The 15,820-nt window shown below is 35.7% G+C and carries 18 protein-coding genes and 1 pseudogene; all 19 read left to right on the top strand.

Going from position 1 to position 15,820, the window contains the following annotated elements:
• The first annotated feature begins 165 nt into the window (after positions 1 to 165).
• The 19 genes and pseudogenes from DWX61_RS06640 to DWX61_RS06730 all read left to right on the top strand — a co-directional run bounded on the left by DWX61_RS06640 (position 166) and on the right by DWX61_RS06730 (position 15,644).
• A complete protein-coding gene (locus DWX61_RS06640; RefSeq protein ID WP_118624413.1) occupies positions 166 to 735 on the top strand; it encodes a DUF6560 family protein in 570 nt (189 codons plus the stop codon).
• 286 nt (positions 736 to 1,021) lie between these two features.
• Complete coding sequence (locus DWX61_RS06645; protein WP_118624415.1) at positions 1,022 to 1,771, top strand: hypothetical protein; 750 nt, start codon at positions 1,022 to 1,024, stop codon at positions 1,769 to 1,771.
• Positions 1,772 to 2,060: 289 nt separating this feature from the next.
• The gene (locus tag DWX61_RS06650) at positions 2,061 to 2,441 is read left to right on the top strand and encodes a hypothetical protein (RefSeq protein WP_003023131.1); all 381 of its coding nucleotides are present in this window, start codon (positions 2,061 to 2,063) and stop codon (positions 2,439 to 2,441) included.
• A gap of 28 nt (positions 2,442 to 2,469) precedes the next feature.
• On the top strand, positions 2,470 to 2,916 hold the full coding sequence (locus tag DWX61_RS06655) for a hypothetical protein (RefSeq protein WP_003023134.1): 447 nt from the start codon (positions 2,470 to 2,472) through the stop codon (positions 2,914 to 2,916).
• 366 nt (positions 2,917 to 3,282) lie between these two features.
• On the top strand, positions 3,283 to 3,852 hold the full coding sequence (locus tag DWX61_RS06660) for a DUF6560 family protein (protein ID WP_039960226.1): 570 nt from the start codon (positions 3,283 to 3,285) through the stop codon (positions 3,850 to 3,852).
• A gap of 61 nt (positions 3,853 to 3,913) precedes the next feature.
• The gene (locus tag DWX61_RS06665) at positions 3,914 to 4,297 is read left to right on the top strand and encodes a hypothetical protein (RefSeq protein ID WP_003021642.1); all 384 of its coding nucleotides are present in this window, start codon (positions 3,914 to 3,916) and stop codon (positions 4,295 to 4,297) included.
• Between the two features lie 484 nt (positions 4,298 to 4,781).
• On the top strand, positions 4,782 to 6,014 hold the full coding sequence (locus DWX61_RS06670) for a plasmid recombination protein (protein WP_226793889.1): 1,233 nt from the start codon (positions 4,782 to 4,784) through the stop codon (positions 6,012 to 6,014).
• A 356-nt stretch (positions 6,015 to 6,370) separates the two neighbouring features.
• A complete protein-coding gene (locus DWX61_RS06675) occupies positions 6,371 to 7,360 on the top strand; it encodes a DUF6560 family protein (RefSeq protein WP_118624417.1) in 990 nt (329 codons plus the stop codon).
• A 152-nt stretch (positions 7,361 to 7,512) separates the two neighbouring features.
• The gene (locus tag DWX61_RS06680) at positions 7,513 to 7,962 is read left to right on the top strand and encodes a hypothetical protein (protein WP_118624419.1); all 450 of its coding nucleotides are present in this window, start codon (positions 7,513 to 7,515) and stop codon (positions 7,960 to 7,962) included.
• Between the two features lie 188 nt (positions 7,963 to 8,150).
• Positions 8,151 to 8,447, top strand: a complete 297-nt coding sequence (locus tag DWX61_RS19200) for a hypothetical protein (RefSeq protein ID WP_118359631.1) — start codon at positions 8,151 to 8,153, stop codon at positions 8,445 to 8,447.
• Between the two features lie 39 nt (positions 8,448 to 8,486).
• Positions 8,487 to 8,924: a hypothetical protein gene (locus DWX61_RS06690; protein ID WP_015541023.1), complete on the top strand. Its 438-nt coding sequence runs from the start codon at positions 8,487 to 8,489 to the stop codon at positions 8,922 to 8,924.
• Between the two features lie 259 nt (positions 8,925 to 9,183).
• A complete protein-coding gene (locus tag DWX61_RS06695) occupies positions 9,184 to 9,600 on the top strand; it encodes a hypothetical protein (protein WP_117677509.1) in 417 nt (138 codons plus the stop codon).
• 1 nt (position 9,601) lies between these two features.
• A complete protein-coding gene (locus DWX61_RS06700; RefSeq protein ID WP_015541026.1) occupies positions 9,602 to 9,811 on the top strand; it encodes a helix-turn-helix transcriptional regulator in 210 nt (69 codons plus the stop codon).
• 166 nt (positions 9,812 to 9,977) lie between these two features.
• Positions 9,978 to 10,616: a CHC2 zinc finger domain-containing protein gene (locus DWX61_RS06705; RefSeq protein WP_118359633.1), complete on the top strand. Its 639-nt coding sequence runs from the start codon at positions 9,978 to 9,980 to the stop codon at positions 10,614 to 10,616.
• Positions 10,540 to 11,904, top strand: coding sequence for a virulence-associated E family protein (locus DWX61_RS06710; protein WP_502696284.1), 1,365 nt, complete (start codon positions 10,540 to 10,542; stop codon positions 11,902 to 11,904). The genes DWX61_RS06705 and DWX61_RS06710 overlap by 77 nt, the downstream gene beginning before the upstream one ends.
• Before the next feature lie 260 nt (positions 11,905 to 12,164).
• Positions 12,165 to 12,362: a TnpW family protein gene (locus tag DWX61_RS06720; RefSeq protein ID WP_005335835.1), complete on the top strand. Its 198-nt coding sequence runs from the start codon at positions 12,165 to 12,167 to the stop codon at positions 12,360 to 12,362.
• Between the two features lie 47 nt (positions 12,363 to 12,409).
• Positions 12,410 to 12,679, top strand: a pseudogene (locus tag DWX61_RS19520) (DNA topoisomerase); the annotation flags it as partial.
• Positions 12,680 to 12,859: 180 nt separating this feature from the next.
• Complete coding sequence (locus DWX61_RS19525; RefSeq protein WP_353652865.1) at positions 12,860 to 13,111, top strand: topoisomerase C-terminal repeat-containing protein; 252 nt, start codon at positions 12,860 to 12,862, stop codon at positions 13,109 to 13,111.
• 151 nt (positions 13,112 to 13,262) lie between these two features.
• Positions 13,263 to 15,644 carry a YecA family protein gene (locus DWX61_RS06730; protein WP_286188059.1) on the top strand — a complete coding sequence of 794 codons (2,382 nt, stop codon included), beginning with the start codon at positions 13,263 to 13,265 and terminating at the stop codon, positions 15,642 to 15,644.
• The last annotated feature ends 176 nt before the right edge of the window (positions 15,645 to 15,820 follow it).

Below are 15,820 nucleotides of genomic sequence, written 5' to 3' on the forward strand. Positions count from 1 at the left end.
TTTTGCAGAAATGTGAGTTACAAGGCTTGAACAGGAACTCTGTACACAAAATTTTTTCTTCCATTCTTTAAGTTGATGAAGTATAATGAGATATGAAAAATTGAGGTTTTTAATACTCGATTTCAAACAATCATTTTTATATAGCTGGAACTATGGAGGGCAAAAATGAATAATTTTTTACGAATGTGTTTGAATATAATTACACAAATAGGTCCCTATTTAGTTGTACTTCTTCTTTTGAAATATCTTGTAAATCTTCAACAAAAGAGAGCTAAAGAACGAGAGGAAGAACAGAAAAAGGGAATAATTAGGACGCATTATATAATAAAAACCGAAAAAGTACTTACTATGTTTTTTGTATTGGCGGTGTTTCTTTTTGGGGGAGCTACGGTAGCCAGTGCTATTCAACAAGATGATTTATTGCCACCAATTGGTTTTAGTATTTTCTTTATTGTTTCTTTAATCGGCTCATTGAATATGATTATGTGGAAACTGGAAGTGAACGGAGATGAAATCACATGGCGTTCAACTTTTGGAAGAAAGAGAACTTTTCGTTTTGGGGATATTACCTACTGCGAGAGAAAAAAAGGTTCTGTGCGTGTATATGTAAATGGGGAAAAGCTATTTACCATTGATAGTAATATCGATAAAGAAGAATTTATGGAAGATATAGAAAGAAGAAGAATCCCTGTAAAACCTTACTGGACAAATCAGCATAAGAAGAATCGTAAATGACATAGATTTTATAACAGTACGATGTTAGACAACTGAATATGACCGTCAAAGTCGGATGAAGAAACCGATGTATTGAGCGTAAAGCGATCATGCGTCGGTTTTTCTTATTTCATGAGCTGACAGAATTCCGACTGTATATCGCCTGTGAGGAAAGTATCGGAGACTATGGATTTTGCGGAAATGTGCGTTATAGGTAAGTAAAAAACTACTTGATAGAGCGTGAATTGAATTGTTCATATCGGTATGATATAATTTACTGAAATGAAGCAAGAAGGTGGACTTTTGTATGAAAAAATTTTTGAAAATATTGCTAATCATTGTAGGAATAGTTTTTTTGATTTTTGCAGCGCTGATATGTATTGGACTGTTTGTTGATTATGATGACCATATTGAAAATGGTCGTTATACTTATGTTCCGGAAGATGACAATAAAGACAATGCATATGTCGAATTCAATTTGAGTGATTACGATAAAAAGGATTCTGAACTCATATATTATAGTTCTGTCGAAGAAGCTATTTTGAATTCTCCTTTGAATGCTGAAAATGAAGAATTTTCTGTTCCAGAAGATTTTCTTAATCATGTTGATGAAATATTGCATATATGGAATGGCAAACAGTATGATACTATTTTCTATCGGGCAGGAAGTGATAACGATCCCGTTCAAGGTTTTGTGATTGCACGCTGCAAAAAAAAGATAGAAAATGAAAGTACACAATATGCGTTTGTAAATGCTACACCAGCTACCACTACACCAGATACCACTTATGGGGGAGACTTCAAAAAATTTATCCATTTATCTTTAACAATAAGTGATATTCAACAAGACTTAAATCCAAATTATCCGGATACCAGATTCGTTTTTGGCTATGCACATGATAAAGAAATTTACTCATTAGAAGTAGAAGGTCAAAAGCCAGATGGGATTATAGAATATGAAGAATATGGTAAAACGATGTATATGTGGTATTATAACGATTTGAAAAGCAATAAAAGAGGCGATTGTCTGAGCTACTCAGTAGATGTGCCAGAGTAATTTTTCAAATTGGCTAATCTGCCACAACTGAATATGACCGTCAAGGTCAGATGAAGAAACCGATGTATTGAGCGTAAAGCGATCATGCGTCGGTTTTTCTTATTTCATGAGCTGACAGAATTCCGACTGTATATCACCCGTGAGGAAAGTATCGGGGACTATGGATTTTGCATAAATGCGCGTTACAAGGCTTGAACAGGAACTCTGCACACAAATTTTTTCTTCCATTCGTTAAGTTGATGAAGTATAATGAAAAATAAGATAAAGTTAATTCTTGGAGGTGTTATTCATGTTTGGTTTTAAGAAAAATGAAAAGCCAACGCTCATTATTGAAGCAAAAGATCTAATGGAAATTATCAAGTCTGATTATGATAATGATATGGCTTTTACTCTTATTGAGTTTTCCTATAATGAGAAAAAATATGTGATGGGTTCCTGTGTTTTACCTGCTAACGCAGAGGAATGTAAAGAAAATATATCTTTTATATTTCAAGACAGAGTTTTTGAAAGTTTTGAGGAATTTCAAACTGCTATTATTATAGATAATAAAAACATCTTACAATTAGAAAAACCCCTTGAAATTTTAAGAGCAGGAATTATTGATAATGAGCCTATGCTGAAAACGCCATGGGGAGATAAAAGATTAGCTGATAAAGCTGTTAATAAATAGCGTGTCGCTTTGAAAGGAGTACAAATTTATGGCATTATTGATGTTTAGAACTTTTGGAGTGATTATAGTATCATTTATAGTCTTAATTATGTATGTTTTGCATAGAAAGAAAAATGGGAAGTTTATAAAACGAAAGGCTGTCAATGAAGAAGAAAAAATAAAATATCAAAAATGGGAAAAAATAATCAATGTGATGGCAGTTGTTGGGTTATTGATTCTCGGTATATTTATAACTGTTCCTTGTTGCTTGGATATACCTTATTTACTATCTAACAATTTAGTTGAAGTTACCGGAGAAGTTACACAAGGTGCAATGTCAGGAGAAAACTCTAATAGTGAAAGAAGAATACATATTAGAGATGAGAAAACTGGAGAAGAACATTCATTAAAATATTGGGGAACAGGTAGCGATTTAGGAGATAAGATAACTGTAAGGTATTTACCACACACAGAATATGGGTATGTAGTTGAATAGAATAAAAATAAATATCCTATTTTGTTTTGGGAAATTTGTAGATTACCTGTAATCTGCCACAACTGAATATGACCGTCAAGGTCAGATAAAGAAACCGATGTATTGAGCGTAAAGCGATCATGCGTCGGTTTTTCTTATTTCATGAGCTGACAGAATTCCGACTGTATATCACCCGTGAGGAAAGTATCGGGGACTATGGATTTTGCAGAAATGTGAGTTACAAGGCTTGAACAGGAACTCTGTACACAAAATTTTTTCTTCCATTCTTTAAGTTGATGAAGTATAATGAGATATGAAAAATTGAGGTTTTTAATACTCGATTTCAAACAATCATTTTTATATAGCTGGAACTATGGGGGGCAAAAAATGAATGATTTTTTACGAATGTGTTTGAATATAATTACACAAATAGGCCCCTATTTAGTTGTACTTCTTCTTTTGAAATATCTTGTAAATCTTCAACAAAAGAGAGCTAAAGAACGAGAGGAAGAACAGAAAAAGGGAATAATTAGAACGCATTATACAATAAAAACAGAGAAAACATTGACTATTATATTTGTTTTTGGAATTTTATTTACAGGAGGTTGTACTGTAGCAAGTGCTATCCAACAGGATGATATATTTCCTCCCTTGGTATTTGGCATTGCATTTGTTGTGTTTTTTATAGGCTCATTGAATATGATTATGTGGAAACTGGAAGTGGATGAAGATGAAATCACATGGCGTTCAACTTTTGGCAGAAAGAGAACTTTTCACTTTGAAGATATTACCTATTGCGAGAGAAGGAAAGGTTCTATGCGTGTATATGTAAATGGAGAAAAATTATTTACCATTGATAGTAATATTGACAAAGAAGAATTTATGGAGGACATAAAAAGAAGAAGAATCCCTGTAAAATCTTACTGGGCAAATCAGCATAAGAAAAATCGTAAATGACATAGATTTTATAACAGTACGATGTTAGACAACTGAATATGACCGTAAAGGAAGATGAAATATGAAAAAAGAGTTGAAACAAATATTGCTTATATGTTTATTTTTAATTATTGGTTGTGTACTTGGTTATTTTGTAGCACTTAATCAAATGAATCAACTTAGTGACCCTGAGTACATTGCGTTTTGGACAAGTCAAAATATGTCTGTTCCTGAACCATTAGGATTTACAAGAAGTATTCTTTCTTTTGGATTGCTTTTTGCTGGAATACCAACAGGTTTGATTTTTTATAGTGGTTTAGTTAAGAAATGGCTAACTCCTATCGCACCTAAAATTATAATTGGATTTGTTACTTTCCCGATTTATACACTTGCTGGAGTAATCGGTTCAATTCCTTTTATCATCTATAAAGGAATTTTTCTATTCAAAAATAATAGATGTAAATGACAACGAGCTTTTCAAGAGTAGGGTGTTTATCAACTACTTTTTAAGGCAACCACGCAAGGACGATCAGCTACATAGTTGGTCGTTTTTGTTTATCCATTTGCAGATTATCCGTAATCTGCCACAACTGAATATGAACGTTAAGGTCAGATGAAGAAACCGATGTATTGAGCGTAAAGCGATCATGCGTCGGTTTTTCTTTTTGCAAAATAGTCCGGTGGACTGTTTTGTAAAACCGAAGGAACTGACGGAGCTTGGGACGGGGCGAAGTCAGTTTGTTCGGGCGGGAGTACGGAGGGTGCAACCCTTTGTGCATGGGTACAGGGAATGCAATATCCCTGTGCAGGTCAAGGGCGGCAGCCTTGCCCAGTTAAGTGGCGTTTCGCCACTTAGTACTGGGTATTACTTGACGCAGAAAGCCGCAAGGAATCAGCTTCGCTGCCCTTCTCCCCTGTCGGGGAAATCAAAAAGAAAAGGAGGAACTCATGTGAAATTAACAAGACACAATGGACGAGCCGGAAAGAATGGCGTTTATAATCCGAAGCACAATGACCGCAGTTTTGACATTGCCAACAGCGAACACATTGATGAAGAACGAGCCAAACAAAATCTCTATTGGGACTGTTACAATGGCTTCCGCAATTTCAAAAATCCCGAAAAGGAAAATGAGCTGTCTGCCACTTTTGAAGATGTGGAACAGCTTTTTTATCATCAGCGGTATCGTGATTTTGTGACAGGACAGAACGAAAGAAATGTGAAGAACAGACACCCTGAAAGGAATAAGGAAACCGGAGATTTGCTCAAAAGCAAAAAGACCTGTCCAGAGGAAACGGTCTATCAGATTGGAACGCTTGATAATCATGTTCCGCCGGAATTGCTCATTGAGATCGTCACAGAATTTATGGAAATCGTAAATGAGCGTTTCGGCTCTCATGTCCATATCCTGAATTGGGCGCTGCACTTGGATGAAAGCACCCCTCATATTCACGAGCGTCATGTGTTCGACTGTGAAAATCAATATGGGGAGATTGCCCCACAGCAGGAAAAGGCTTTGGAAGCACTGGGGTTTGAACTGCCGGAACCGGAGAAGCCTGTCGGAAGAAAAAATAACCGCAAGATGACTTTCGATTCAGCTTGCCGAGTGCTGCTGTTTGATGTGGCGAAAAAGCATGGCTTACAACTGGAAGAAGAACCGGAATATGGTGGTCGTGCTTATCTGGAAAAACAGGATTATATCCTTTTCAAGCAAAAGGAGCAACTGTCAGCACAGGAGCAAAAGCTGGAAGAACTCACGATGAAGATTGAGGATGTGGAAGCTCTGGTGGATGAGGTTGCCGATATTGCCTATGACAAGGCGGTTGAGGTCGTTGCTGATACTGTAAAACTGGAAACGCACAAGGAGGATATTAAGCTGGTGGAGCAGTCTAAGGCGTGGGTTCTCTCCCCTGAGCGTAAGGCTTCAAAGAAAGAAGTTGAGTATGCAGTGAAACGATTGGATGGCGTGATTGCCAGAATCACAAATGCTATGAAATCAACTATTCAGAAAATCCAAACTACGCTGATGAAACCGGAGGTCAAAAAAGCCGGAACGGAGCAAATCAAGAAGAAAGCCAAAAGTTCCATTATAGAGCAGTTGAGCCGCAAGAAGAAGGAAATGGCAGAGCGTGAAGTCAGCCGGACAATTCCGGCGAAAAGCAAAAAACAGGATATGGAACTTTAAGGCACTTGCTGTTTTCACTTTGAAAATGACAGGTGCTTTTGCTTTAGGGAGCAAGAAATTATCTTCCATTCTTTAGGTTGATGAAGTATAATGGAGATACACTATTTGAAAATCTTAAAGAGGTAACAGCTATCATGAAAAAACTATTAACATTGATGTTACTTGTTTCACTGTGCTTAAGCGGTTGTGCATTAGGGAACAATGTATCGGATATATTAAAGATATGTTAAAAGATTTTTTGCCAATAGAAAACAGTGATGATTGGATAATGTCGATATTAAGCAACAATATTAAGGTCGATAAAGATGGTGAAGAAACGTTAGAAATTTGTGGAGTAATGGGATAGGAGACCAGCTATGAATATTAAAGAACTTGTACTAGTAATCAGCATTCTTTTATCCATAAGAATAGCTGAATACGCTATGAAAAAATATAAGGAACAGAAAGACGTTGAGGTAACAAAAAAGCAGAAATCCAGAAAGCAGACAAAAAAATATATAATTACAGCACCCAGCATCTTGAAAGTAGGATTACCATGCGGAATATTTTTTGGTTGTACAACTATTGCTTTTATTTTAAGTCAGATCTTCAAATGGGAATTTGTACAACAGATAGAAAATTGTTATTTTATGTTGATTTGTTTGTTGGTATCTATAGGATTTACAGTATTAGGAATTGTTCTGACATTATATGGATACATATGGAAGATAGAATATGACACACAAGAGATTATCTACCGTTCTGCATTAGGAATTACAAGGAAATATAGAATTGAAGATATTACAAGATGCGTAGGAAAGAGAAGAAATCAATATCGCTTTTATCAAGGGGAGAAAAAGATATTCCAGTATGAAATGGATGCAGAAGGAGATGTTTATGATTTACTAATTATTTTGAAAAAAAAGGGGATAGATGAAGAAGAATTGATTCCATCTACGAAAGAGCACTGCATCGTAGAGCCAATGATTATCCGGAAAATATTGCCTATCATAGGTTTCTGCATTTATACTTTTTTTACAATTGTATTATTTTTGACTCGAGATGGGAAAATTTGGATGTATCTGTTGCTGGGAGTGATAGATTTACTGTTGCTTTATTACAGCGGTGTCTATTGGTATGATCAACTGGAAGTACAAGACAAACTTTATAAGAAAGATTTTCTAAAGAAAATGCGGACAGTTGAATTTAAAGAGATTACAAAGGTTGAGCAACACAAAAGTATAATAGAAAAGGAGTACATAATTATTTATGTAAAAGGAGAAAAACCAATAAAAATAGACAGATATAATGAAAATGTAGAAGTTTTGCTAATGAGATTAAAGGATGAAAAAATATCTGTAATGTGATTGATAAATAATGTGGAAGATTAGGATAAAGAAGAAGCAGTACTTATTCGGATAAAAAAGGAAAGCGGAGAACACCAGATCTCTTACTGGTACAATTTTCCAGTATTGAAACGTATATTGGTTCAGCATTTGGTGGTGCATTAGGTGGAATTTTGGGAGCACCTTCAGCTATAGGAAAAGTAGGTACAACTATAGGCGCTTCTGAAAAGATACTAAATTTTTTATCAAAGCCCTTTATTATTGGAGGGATTTCAAGTGGAACATCAACATTAGTTGGGGAAAGTCTTGAAACGATGACAGGAACAAATAAAAGGGGAATAGAACAAATCGGCTTGGATGTACTTGAAGATTTGATTTTAGGAGGTATCTTAGGCGGTATAGGATCAAAAATAAAAATAAAAGGATTAAATGCAGGAAGAAATAACTATCAAGCAATTTTTGCAGGAGGAATAACAAGGCTTGTTAATGGGACAGGTGCAATGCATCTTAAAACATTATTAAAAGGATATATTGCACAATTAGTTGAATCGATAGGAGATGGAGTAGCAGGAGAGATATATGATTATATAAAAACAGAATTATTTGGTTGTGGGGAGGCATAAAATGGAATTTAGTATTTTTAGACTTGAAATAAGAGGGATATTGTTTGGAATAGCAGTATTATGTTATATAGTGTATTGTATAAAAAAAAAAGTTTTTATTTGCACTTTTTTTTAAGAAAAAAAGTGTTGTAGAGCAATATAAATATAACGGTAGAAATGATATTAAATTACTTAGAGGTGCTAATTTAATGTTATTAATAACGGTAATTTTTATTTTAGTATATATAATGAAAATTATTTTTGATATTCCGTACATAATTAATAAAGAATATTTTTACATTAAAGGCTATACTATTGAACAAAGTCATGGTGGTGCGGATGTTTCTCATGAACGTAGAAGCATTTTTGTAAAGGATGAAGATACAGGAAAAGTATTTGAAATTACGGTTTTTTCAGAATACATTGATGAAAACGATTTTTTAGAAGTTGAATTTTTGCCACATACCAAATATGGAGCAATTATTTCGAGAGAAAAATCGAGATGATTAGGTTAATTGGAAGTTACCATACAAGGAGAAAATGCTATGACAATATCTGATTTCAAGAAAGACACAAGCCTGACAAGTATACCGGAAAACAGCAGCAATCTTACAAACTTAGATTTAGAACCTGTAATCGCCTATGGCAGACTGCGTGCATTATTTGGAGAACCCAATTATGAAACACAGAATTTTGAAGACGCTTACTCTTATATTCTATTTGTTGAGTCGGAGTCTTCTGAAAAAATTTACTTGGAAGTGTATGAGGGAAGCAGCGGACCGGCGATTGGTGGTCTGAACAATGCTGAGAGTTTGCAAGCTGCTGAAACTCTGAAGAAATTGATAGAGGAATCAGAAGAAGTGGCAGATTATCAGTATGAGGGATACTATTTGGATTTAGATTCAAAAATCACTATGGGTATCAAAGATGGCGTGCCTTATTATAACGAGGAATTTTGTGAGGAAATTCCCGATTTTCAGTAATTAGACGAAATAATTATCATTTAGAAGAAGCAGGAAATCTGAAAAGGTCTCCTGCTTTTTTGCACCCCAAATTGAATATGGAACTCTAAAGCACTTGCTGTTTTCACTTTGAAAATGACAGGTGCTTTTGCTTTAGGGAGGGTAAGTTTGTCAGAAAACTAAGTTAAAAATATTTCACTTTTGCTATTGACATTTGTATATCCGAGTGATATATTTATAACATCGCAAGTGCGAAATATATAACATTGGAGGAAGAAACATGAATAAAAAAGTATCTTTAAGAGAAATTGTTGGAACAAAAATAATCTACGCAATCATTCTTGCATCTTACTACTGGATGTGGGCAAGAACGGATTGGAAAGACTGGTATCTAACTTTACAGCTTGTACTTGGTTGTTTCCTTGCTGCTTTTTTTGCATTTCAGCAAATGAGAATTAAGAAATACAAAAAGGAAGGAATTGATGAAATGGCAGAGCGAAACTTGAAACGATGTGATTCATTTTGCTTGAAGGTTTTTGTCGCTGTTATGGTTGTAGTTGCCTGGGGATGTGCTGTTTTGGGTCATGTTGATGCTATCAATATGGGAGTAGTTGGGTGGATTATAGTTTTAACTATTTTGATTTTATCTATTATTAGAACATTGATGTTTGTGATTATAGATAGCAAGGGGGTATGATATGGCTCTTGTTACAAAAATTAAAGAATATCGTGAGCAGGCAGGATATAAGCAAAGCGAACTTGCAGAGCTTGTTGGTGCGAGACGAGAAACGATAGTTCACCTTGAAAATGGCAGATATAATCCGTCTCTTAAATTAGCCATGGATATTGCAAAAGTATTTCATGTTACAGTGGAGGAGTTATTTGAATTTGTAGAAGATGAGAAATAAAATTTAGACATCTTCTTACTAATAAATCTTCACAGCTTTACTAAGCAGGAAATCCGAAAAGGTCTCCTGCTTTTTTGCACCCAAAATTGAATATGGAACTCTAAGGCACTTGCTGTTTTCGTTTTGAAAATGACAGGTGCTTTTTTCGTTTCAGGAAAGGAGTCACATGAATGTATTTGAAGTTGTAAAAGAAAATGTTACTGCCCGACAAGCCGCAGAAGCCTATGGCTTGAAAGTGGGTCGCACAGGTATAGCGTGCTGTCCGTTTCACTCGGATAAGTCCCCCAGTATGAAGCTGGATGAACGCTATTACTGTTTTGGCTGCGGAGCAACTGGAGACGCTGTTGATCTGACAGCGAAGCTATTCGGTATCGGGCTGAGGGAAGCTGCTGTCAAACTTGCTGAAGATTTTGGTCTTAACTATGACAGCCGACAAAAGCCCAGTATTCGCCCTCGTATTCGTGAGCCGACACCGGAACAGAAGTATCAAAAAGAAGAAAATCATTGCTACAAGGTGCTGACGGATTATTTTCATCTTCTTAGAGAATGGGAAAAGAAATACGCTCCTAAACAGCCGGATGAGGAATGGAATCCCCTGTTTGCAGAAGCACTGTATAAGAAGAACTATATCGAATATCTGCTTGATATTCTTCTGTATGGTTCATTGGAGGAACGAAAAGCACTTGTGGCAGAACAGAGAAAGGAGGTGTTGAAACTTGAACAACGAATTGCAGAACTGTCAGCAGACAGAACCATGCACAGTAGAAGAAATCCGAAACAGCTTAGAGCAGAGCGAGAAAGGTAAGGTTTATAATACTGCCGCAAATTATAAGCGTGTTCTGCAATATGACCCACTTTTGAAAGGAGCTATCCGAAAAAATCTTCTGACCGAAAGAATCGACATTGTGAAGCCCCTCGGTTGGTATCGTGACAGCCCGACATTGACGGATGTGGATGTGAAATATCTGCTCCTATATTTTGAAGAAAACTATGGATTGACCGTAGAGAAGAAAATCATAGACGCAGTTGCGGTTATTGCCAACGAAAACCGTTACCACCCTGTCTGCGATTTTCTCAATGCCCTACACTGGGACGGAACGGAACGCATACGCTTCTGTCTGCACCGCTTTCTCGGTTCTGATACAGATGATTACACCTATGAAGCATTGAAGTTGTTTCTGTTGGGTGCTATCTCACGAGCCTTTAAGCCGGGGTGCAAATTTGAGGTAATGCTCTGTCTTGTAGGCGGTCAGGGAGCCGGAAAGTCCTCTTTCTTCCGTTTGCTTGCGGTCAATGATGATTGGTTCTCTGATGACTTGAAGAAGCTGGATGATGAAAATGTGTACCGCAAAATGCAGGGGCATTGGATTATTGAAATGTCGGAAATGATTGCAACCGCCAACGCTAAGAGCATTGAAGAAATCAAGTCCTTTCTGAGCCGACAAAAGGAAACCTATAAGATACCCTATGAAACACATCCGGCAGACAGAAAACGACAATGTGTGTTTGGAGGTTCTTCCAATACCCTTGACTTTCTTCCCCTCGACCGAACAGGCAACCGCCGCTTCGTTCCGGTTATGGTCTATCCTGAAAGGGCTGAGGTTCATATTTTGGCAGATGAACAGGCTTCAAGAGAGTATATCAATCAGATGTGGGCAGAAGCTATGGAGATTTACAGAAGCGGAAATTTCCGTCTGAGATTCAGTCCGGCTATGAACGCTTATCTGAAAGCCCACCAAAAGGACTTTATGCCGGAGGACACAAAGGCAGGACAGATTTTAGACTATTTGGAACGCTATTCCGGCAGCATGGTCTGTTCCAAACAGCTTTATAAGGAAGCACTGGGGCATGATTATGACGAACCGAAACAATGGGAACTGCGAGAGATCAACGACATTATGAATAACGCTGTCACAGGCTGGAGGGCGTTCAGCAATCCTAGGTATTTTCCAGAGCCTTACCGCAGACAAAAAGGCTGGGAGCGTATCAGGAACGACAACGAGCCTGACAACAGCATGGATGGTTTTCAAGAAATCCCGACAGAGGAAATGGAACAGTTAGGGCTTTCGGAAGAATGGTTGAAGCAAAAATAAAAGCCAGTTGTCGCTTCGGTTGTCGAGCCGGTTGTCGGTCTGGTTGTCGGTCTGGTTGTCGGGCAAAAATCCCGAAAGCCTTGATATTGCGGCACTTTTCCCTCTCTGACAACCATGACAACCAATATTATAAAGAAAAAGAAAATAGTAAAAAGATAGTATCGCCCGATAAAGAAAAAAGGTTTTCTGATGTCCGTTGTCGGAACTTCGTTGTCAGACCTTTCCTTGTCGGGCTTTTTTCATTCAAGGAGGAATATCGTATGACAAATATTGTGAATAGTACACTACCCACCCCAAATAACCATTCGGAGAAAAACAAACCGGATGGAGTTTTTGTGATTAAGCAAGGCAAAACAAATTATAAAGTCAAAGTGTTTTTTGACCATAGTAGCGGTTTGACTGCTGAGGACAGATTGAAACGCATTATTCAGGCAGAAGCAGAGAGAGAATCTGCGTAAGTAATATGAAAAATATCCACGCACCCCCTTGACAAAAGCTTTCAGAGGACAGCCTTTTATCTGCAATGGAGAGAGCCAGAAGTGAAGATATGGACGATGATGTGGAGCGTAAGGGACTGGGGACACCTGCCACAAGAGCAGATATTATTGAAAAGCTGGTAAAGGACGGTTTTGTAAAACGTGAGAAAAAACAGATGATACCGACTGAGGACGGGATAAAGCTAATTACAGTGTTGCCGGATGTTGTGAAATCCCCGAAGCTGACCGCAGACTGGGAGAATGAGCTGACACAGGTATCCAAAGGAGAAGTGTCTGCCGGGCAGTTCATGTCGGGGATTAAGGCAATGGTAGGTGACCTTGTAAAGACTTATCACAATGTCAGTGACGAGCAGAAAAAAATGTTTGCACAAGAGCAGAAGGTGTTTGGCAAATGCCCGAACTGTGGAAAAGATGTCGTGAATGGAAAATATGGGGCTTACTATACTGGAAGATGCGGCATGAATGTAAACAGGGTAATGGGAAAGGTGTTGTCAGATGATCAGGTGGAAAGTCTGCTTGCCGGAAAGAAAATCCTGCTCAAAGGACTAACCAGTAAAGCTGGGAAAAAATATGGTGCCTACATCATTCCGAATGGAACAGAGGAATACAGCTATACCAAAGACGGAGAGGTAAAATCTGGTGTACAGTATAGGTTTACAATGGAATTTTTGGATAGAAAATGTGGTGCAAACCGGAAATATAGGGTGTAGGTAGGATATGCATAAATAAAAGAATATAGCTTCAAAGTTATTCTTGATTAAGACAAATGCAAAAGCATTTTGTAAATAGTAATGATAGGGGGTATAATTAAAGTATTATTTATCAGAAATGCTTAAAATTAGGAGAAGGTGGATAATCACTATGAAGATGGAGAATGTAGAGAAGTTTAATGAAGCATATATAAACGATGATTTGAAAAAATGTGAATTTGAATTATTTTTCTTAATGTTGATGTATAATACTGATATTAGAGATGGAAAAGAGTATGATCATGATCTAAAGCATATTTTGTTTAAGACAAACTGTATTCGAAATCCAATAGGAATGAAATATACAGATAGAGATTATGAAAAAACGAAACAGATTTTAGGAGATGTTTTAAACATAGCAAACGCAATAAATGATGCTAAGGTAGATACTCGGGATATTATTCAAGAAGGAATTACTATTGATAAGCGAATTATAAAAGATGTTCTTGATATGGCAGCTTATACAGAATGTTTTTATAAAATGAACTCTGTTAATTCTGCAAGAATGGATGAATGTGATGCAGGTAAGATCCCATTTATAGAACAATTAATTAGTCTTGTAGTTTTTAATCAAGATCAAACACGTCTTGTTAAGGAAAACTATATGGATTTTATAAATCAGGATTATCAAACAGGAATGGAATTGTCAATAGCTAATAGACCCGTTGAACATTATGAAAATTTAGAAGTATCAGTATCTGATAATTTTGAATCAATTCTTGAAAGTATGAACGAGATAATTCATTATTTGTATTATAGATTTGGTGAAAATTTAAAAGTACAAATTGTAAATACAGACATTCAACTGAAACGTGTACATCCTTACGAAAATGCTGATTTTGAAAAATACTTATATATTGCATCGCAAAGGTTTCTTATTTGTAGAATAGAAGAAGGAATTCGTTACGGATATTATGAACTTGGGTATGTGGATAAGTCACAAGAAGGGATTAGAGAATATGCATTTTCGTTAGAAAATGATGAAAAATATAAAGCAAGAAGAATGGGAGTGTTAAGGAGAGAATACCAAGTAAGAAATCATACGCTGTTAGATTATAGAAATCAAGAAGATATTCCAATTATATATGAAAAATTGTCAATATTGTCAGATGAGTTAATTGGGATCCAAACAAAAGAATATGCATTATTTGAGTTTAGTAAATTTCATCCTGATAAAGCACTATTTCAAGAAGTAGAAAAAGTAGCTGAGATAAAAGAGCGGATTGTAGAATCATTGACAAAAGATTATTATTTGGACTGTAATGTAAAAGGTATATGTATACGAGATTTATTAATAACATATAAGTATTTAGATACATTATCAGAGGTTTTATATTTTGCATCATTAAAGTGTATTGATAATAAAAAACAAGATACATATTTTAAAGAAATAAGTTTAGTTGATATTTCATACCTCTCCGAAGAACTGTCAAGAATGCATGATTTTGAACTTGAATATGCAGAAAAATTAATTGACAGATTTATATTTCATGAAAAGAAAAATAGGGATGATGATATATTTTCTCAACCGTTATTAACAATTAGTAAAAGTCAAGTGATTTTGAGTCAAGCTCTATTGGATCAAGTGAATCTTGATAGATTTATTGAGCGTCAATTTATTAGATATAAGAAAAATGTAGCAGAAGTAGGACATATTTTCGAACGTAAATTTATTGAAAAGCTTAAACGTGGATATTCAAAAGGGATTATAGATTTTAAATATAAAGAGATTCCTAATTTTCATGTAAATACAAATAAAGTAAAATATGAAGCATTTGATGGTAAGGAAATCGAATATGATGTTATTACTGTTTTGGGAGATTATCTTATACTTACAGAATTAAAGGCGGTAATGACATCATATGATTTAAATGAATTAGAAAAACGAAAAGAAAATGTTAAAGAAGCGATAGAACAACTTAACCGTCGAAAGAAATCAGTAAGCTATGATTGGAATATATTTAAAAAATTAGTATCTATAGATTTACCAGATGAACCATATGATGAGAATCATATAATACTAATTGCATGTACAGACACTTATGATTATACCCCACTCAAAAAGGATGATGTTTTTATTACAGATGATTCTTCTTATCTAAAATACTTTACAAATCCGTATCTAGATGTAGTAACGGCATACCCGGAATCAGCATCAATACGAAACGTGAAAAGTATATGGAGGAATGGATATCCAGAAGCAAAAGAATTTATGGAATATTTGATGAATCCTGTCACAATTTTTCCATTTGCTAATACCATTAAAAAAATATATATTCCAGTGCCGGTTATGGATGAGAAAGATTGTGCAATTTTTTGCGAGGAGTATATATTGCCAGAGGATCCAATTGTGACATCAATGTCAGAAATTGAAAAAAAACAAAAGAAAACAGTTATAAATCACTTTAAGAAAATATATCCTAATGATTTGTGTCCATGCGGAAGTGGGAAAAAATTTAAAAAATGTCATAGAGGAAAAGGGATATACGATTAAAAAGGAATTTTTATGCAATGAATTGTGGAGCAATAGCACTTGGGAGAAATCTTAGGTGCTATTTTTACATAAATAAAATGCTGGAAAGGAGCATTCCTGTAATTCATTAAAAGCGCCAATTGAATAAAAAAGAACCTCAAGGTATGATTGAGTTGCATCTTGGCGGATGTAAACAA

The organism is Ruminococcus sp. AF20-12LB, from assembly GCF_003478985.1.
Classification (GTDB): domain Bacteria; phylum Bacillota; class Clostridia; order Lachnospirales; family Lachnospiraceae; genus Blautia_A.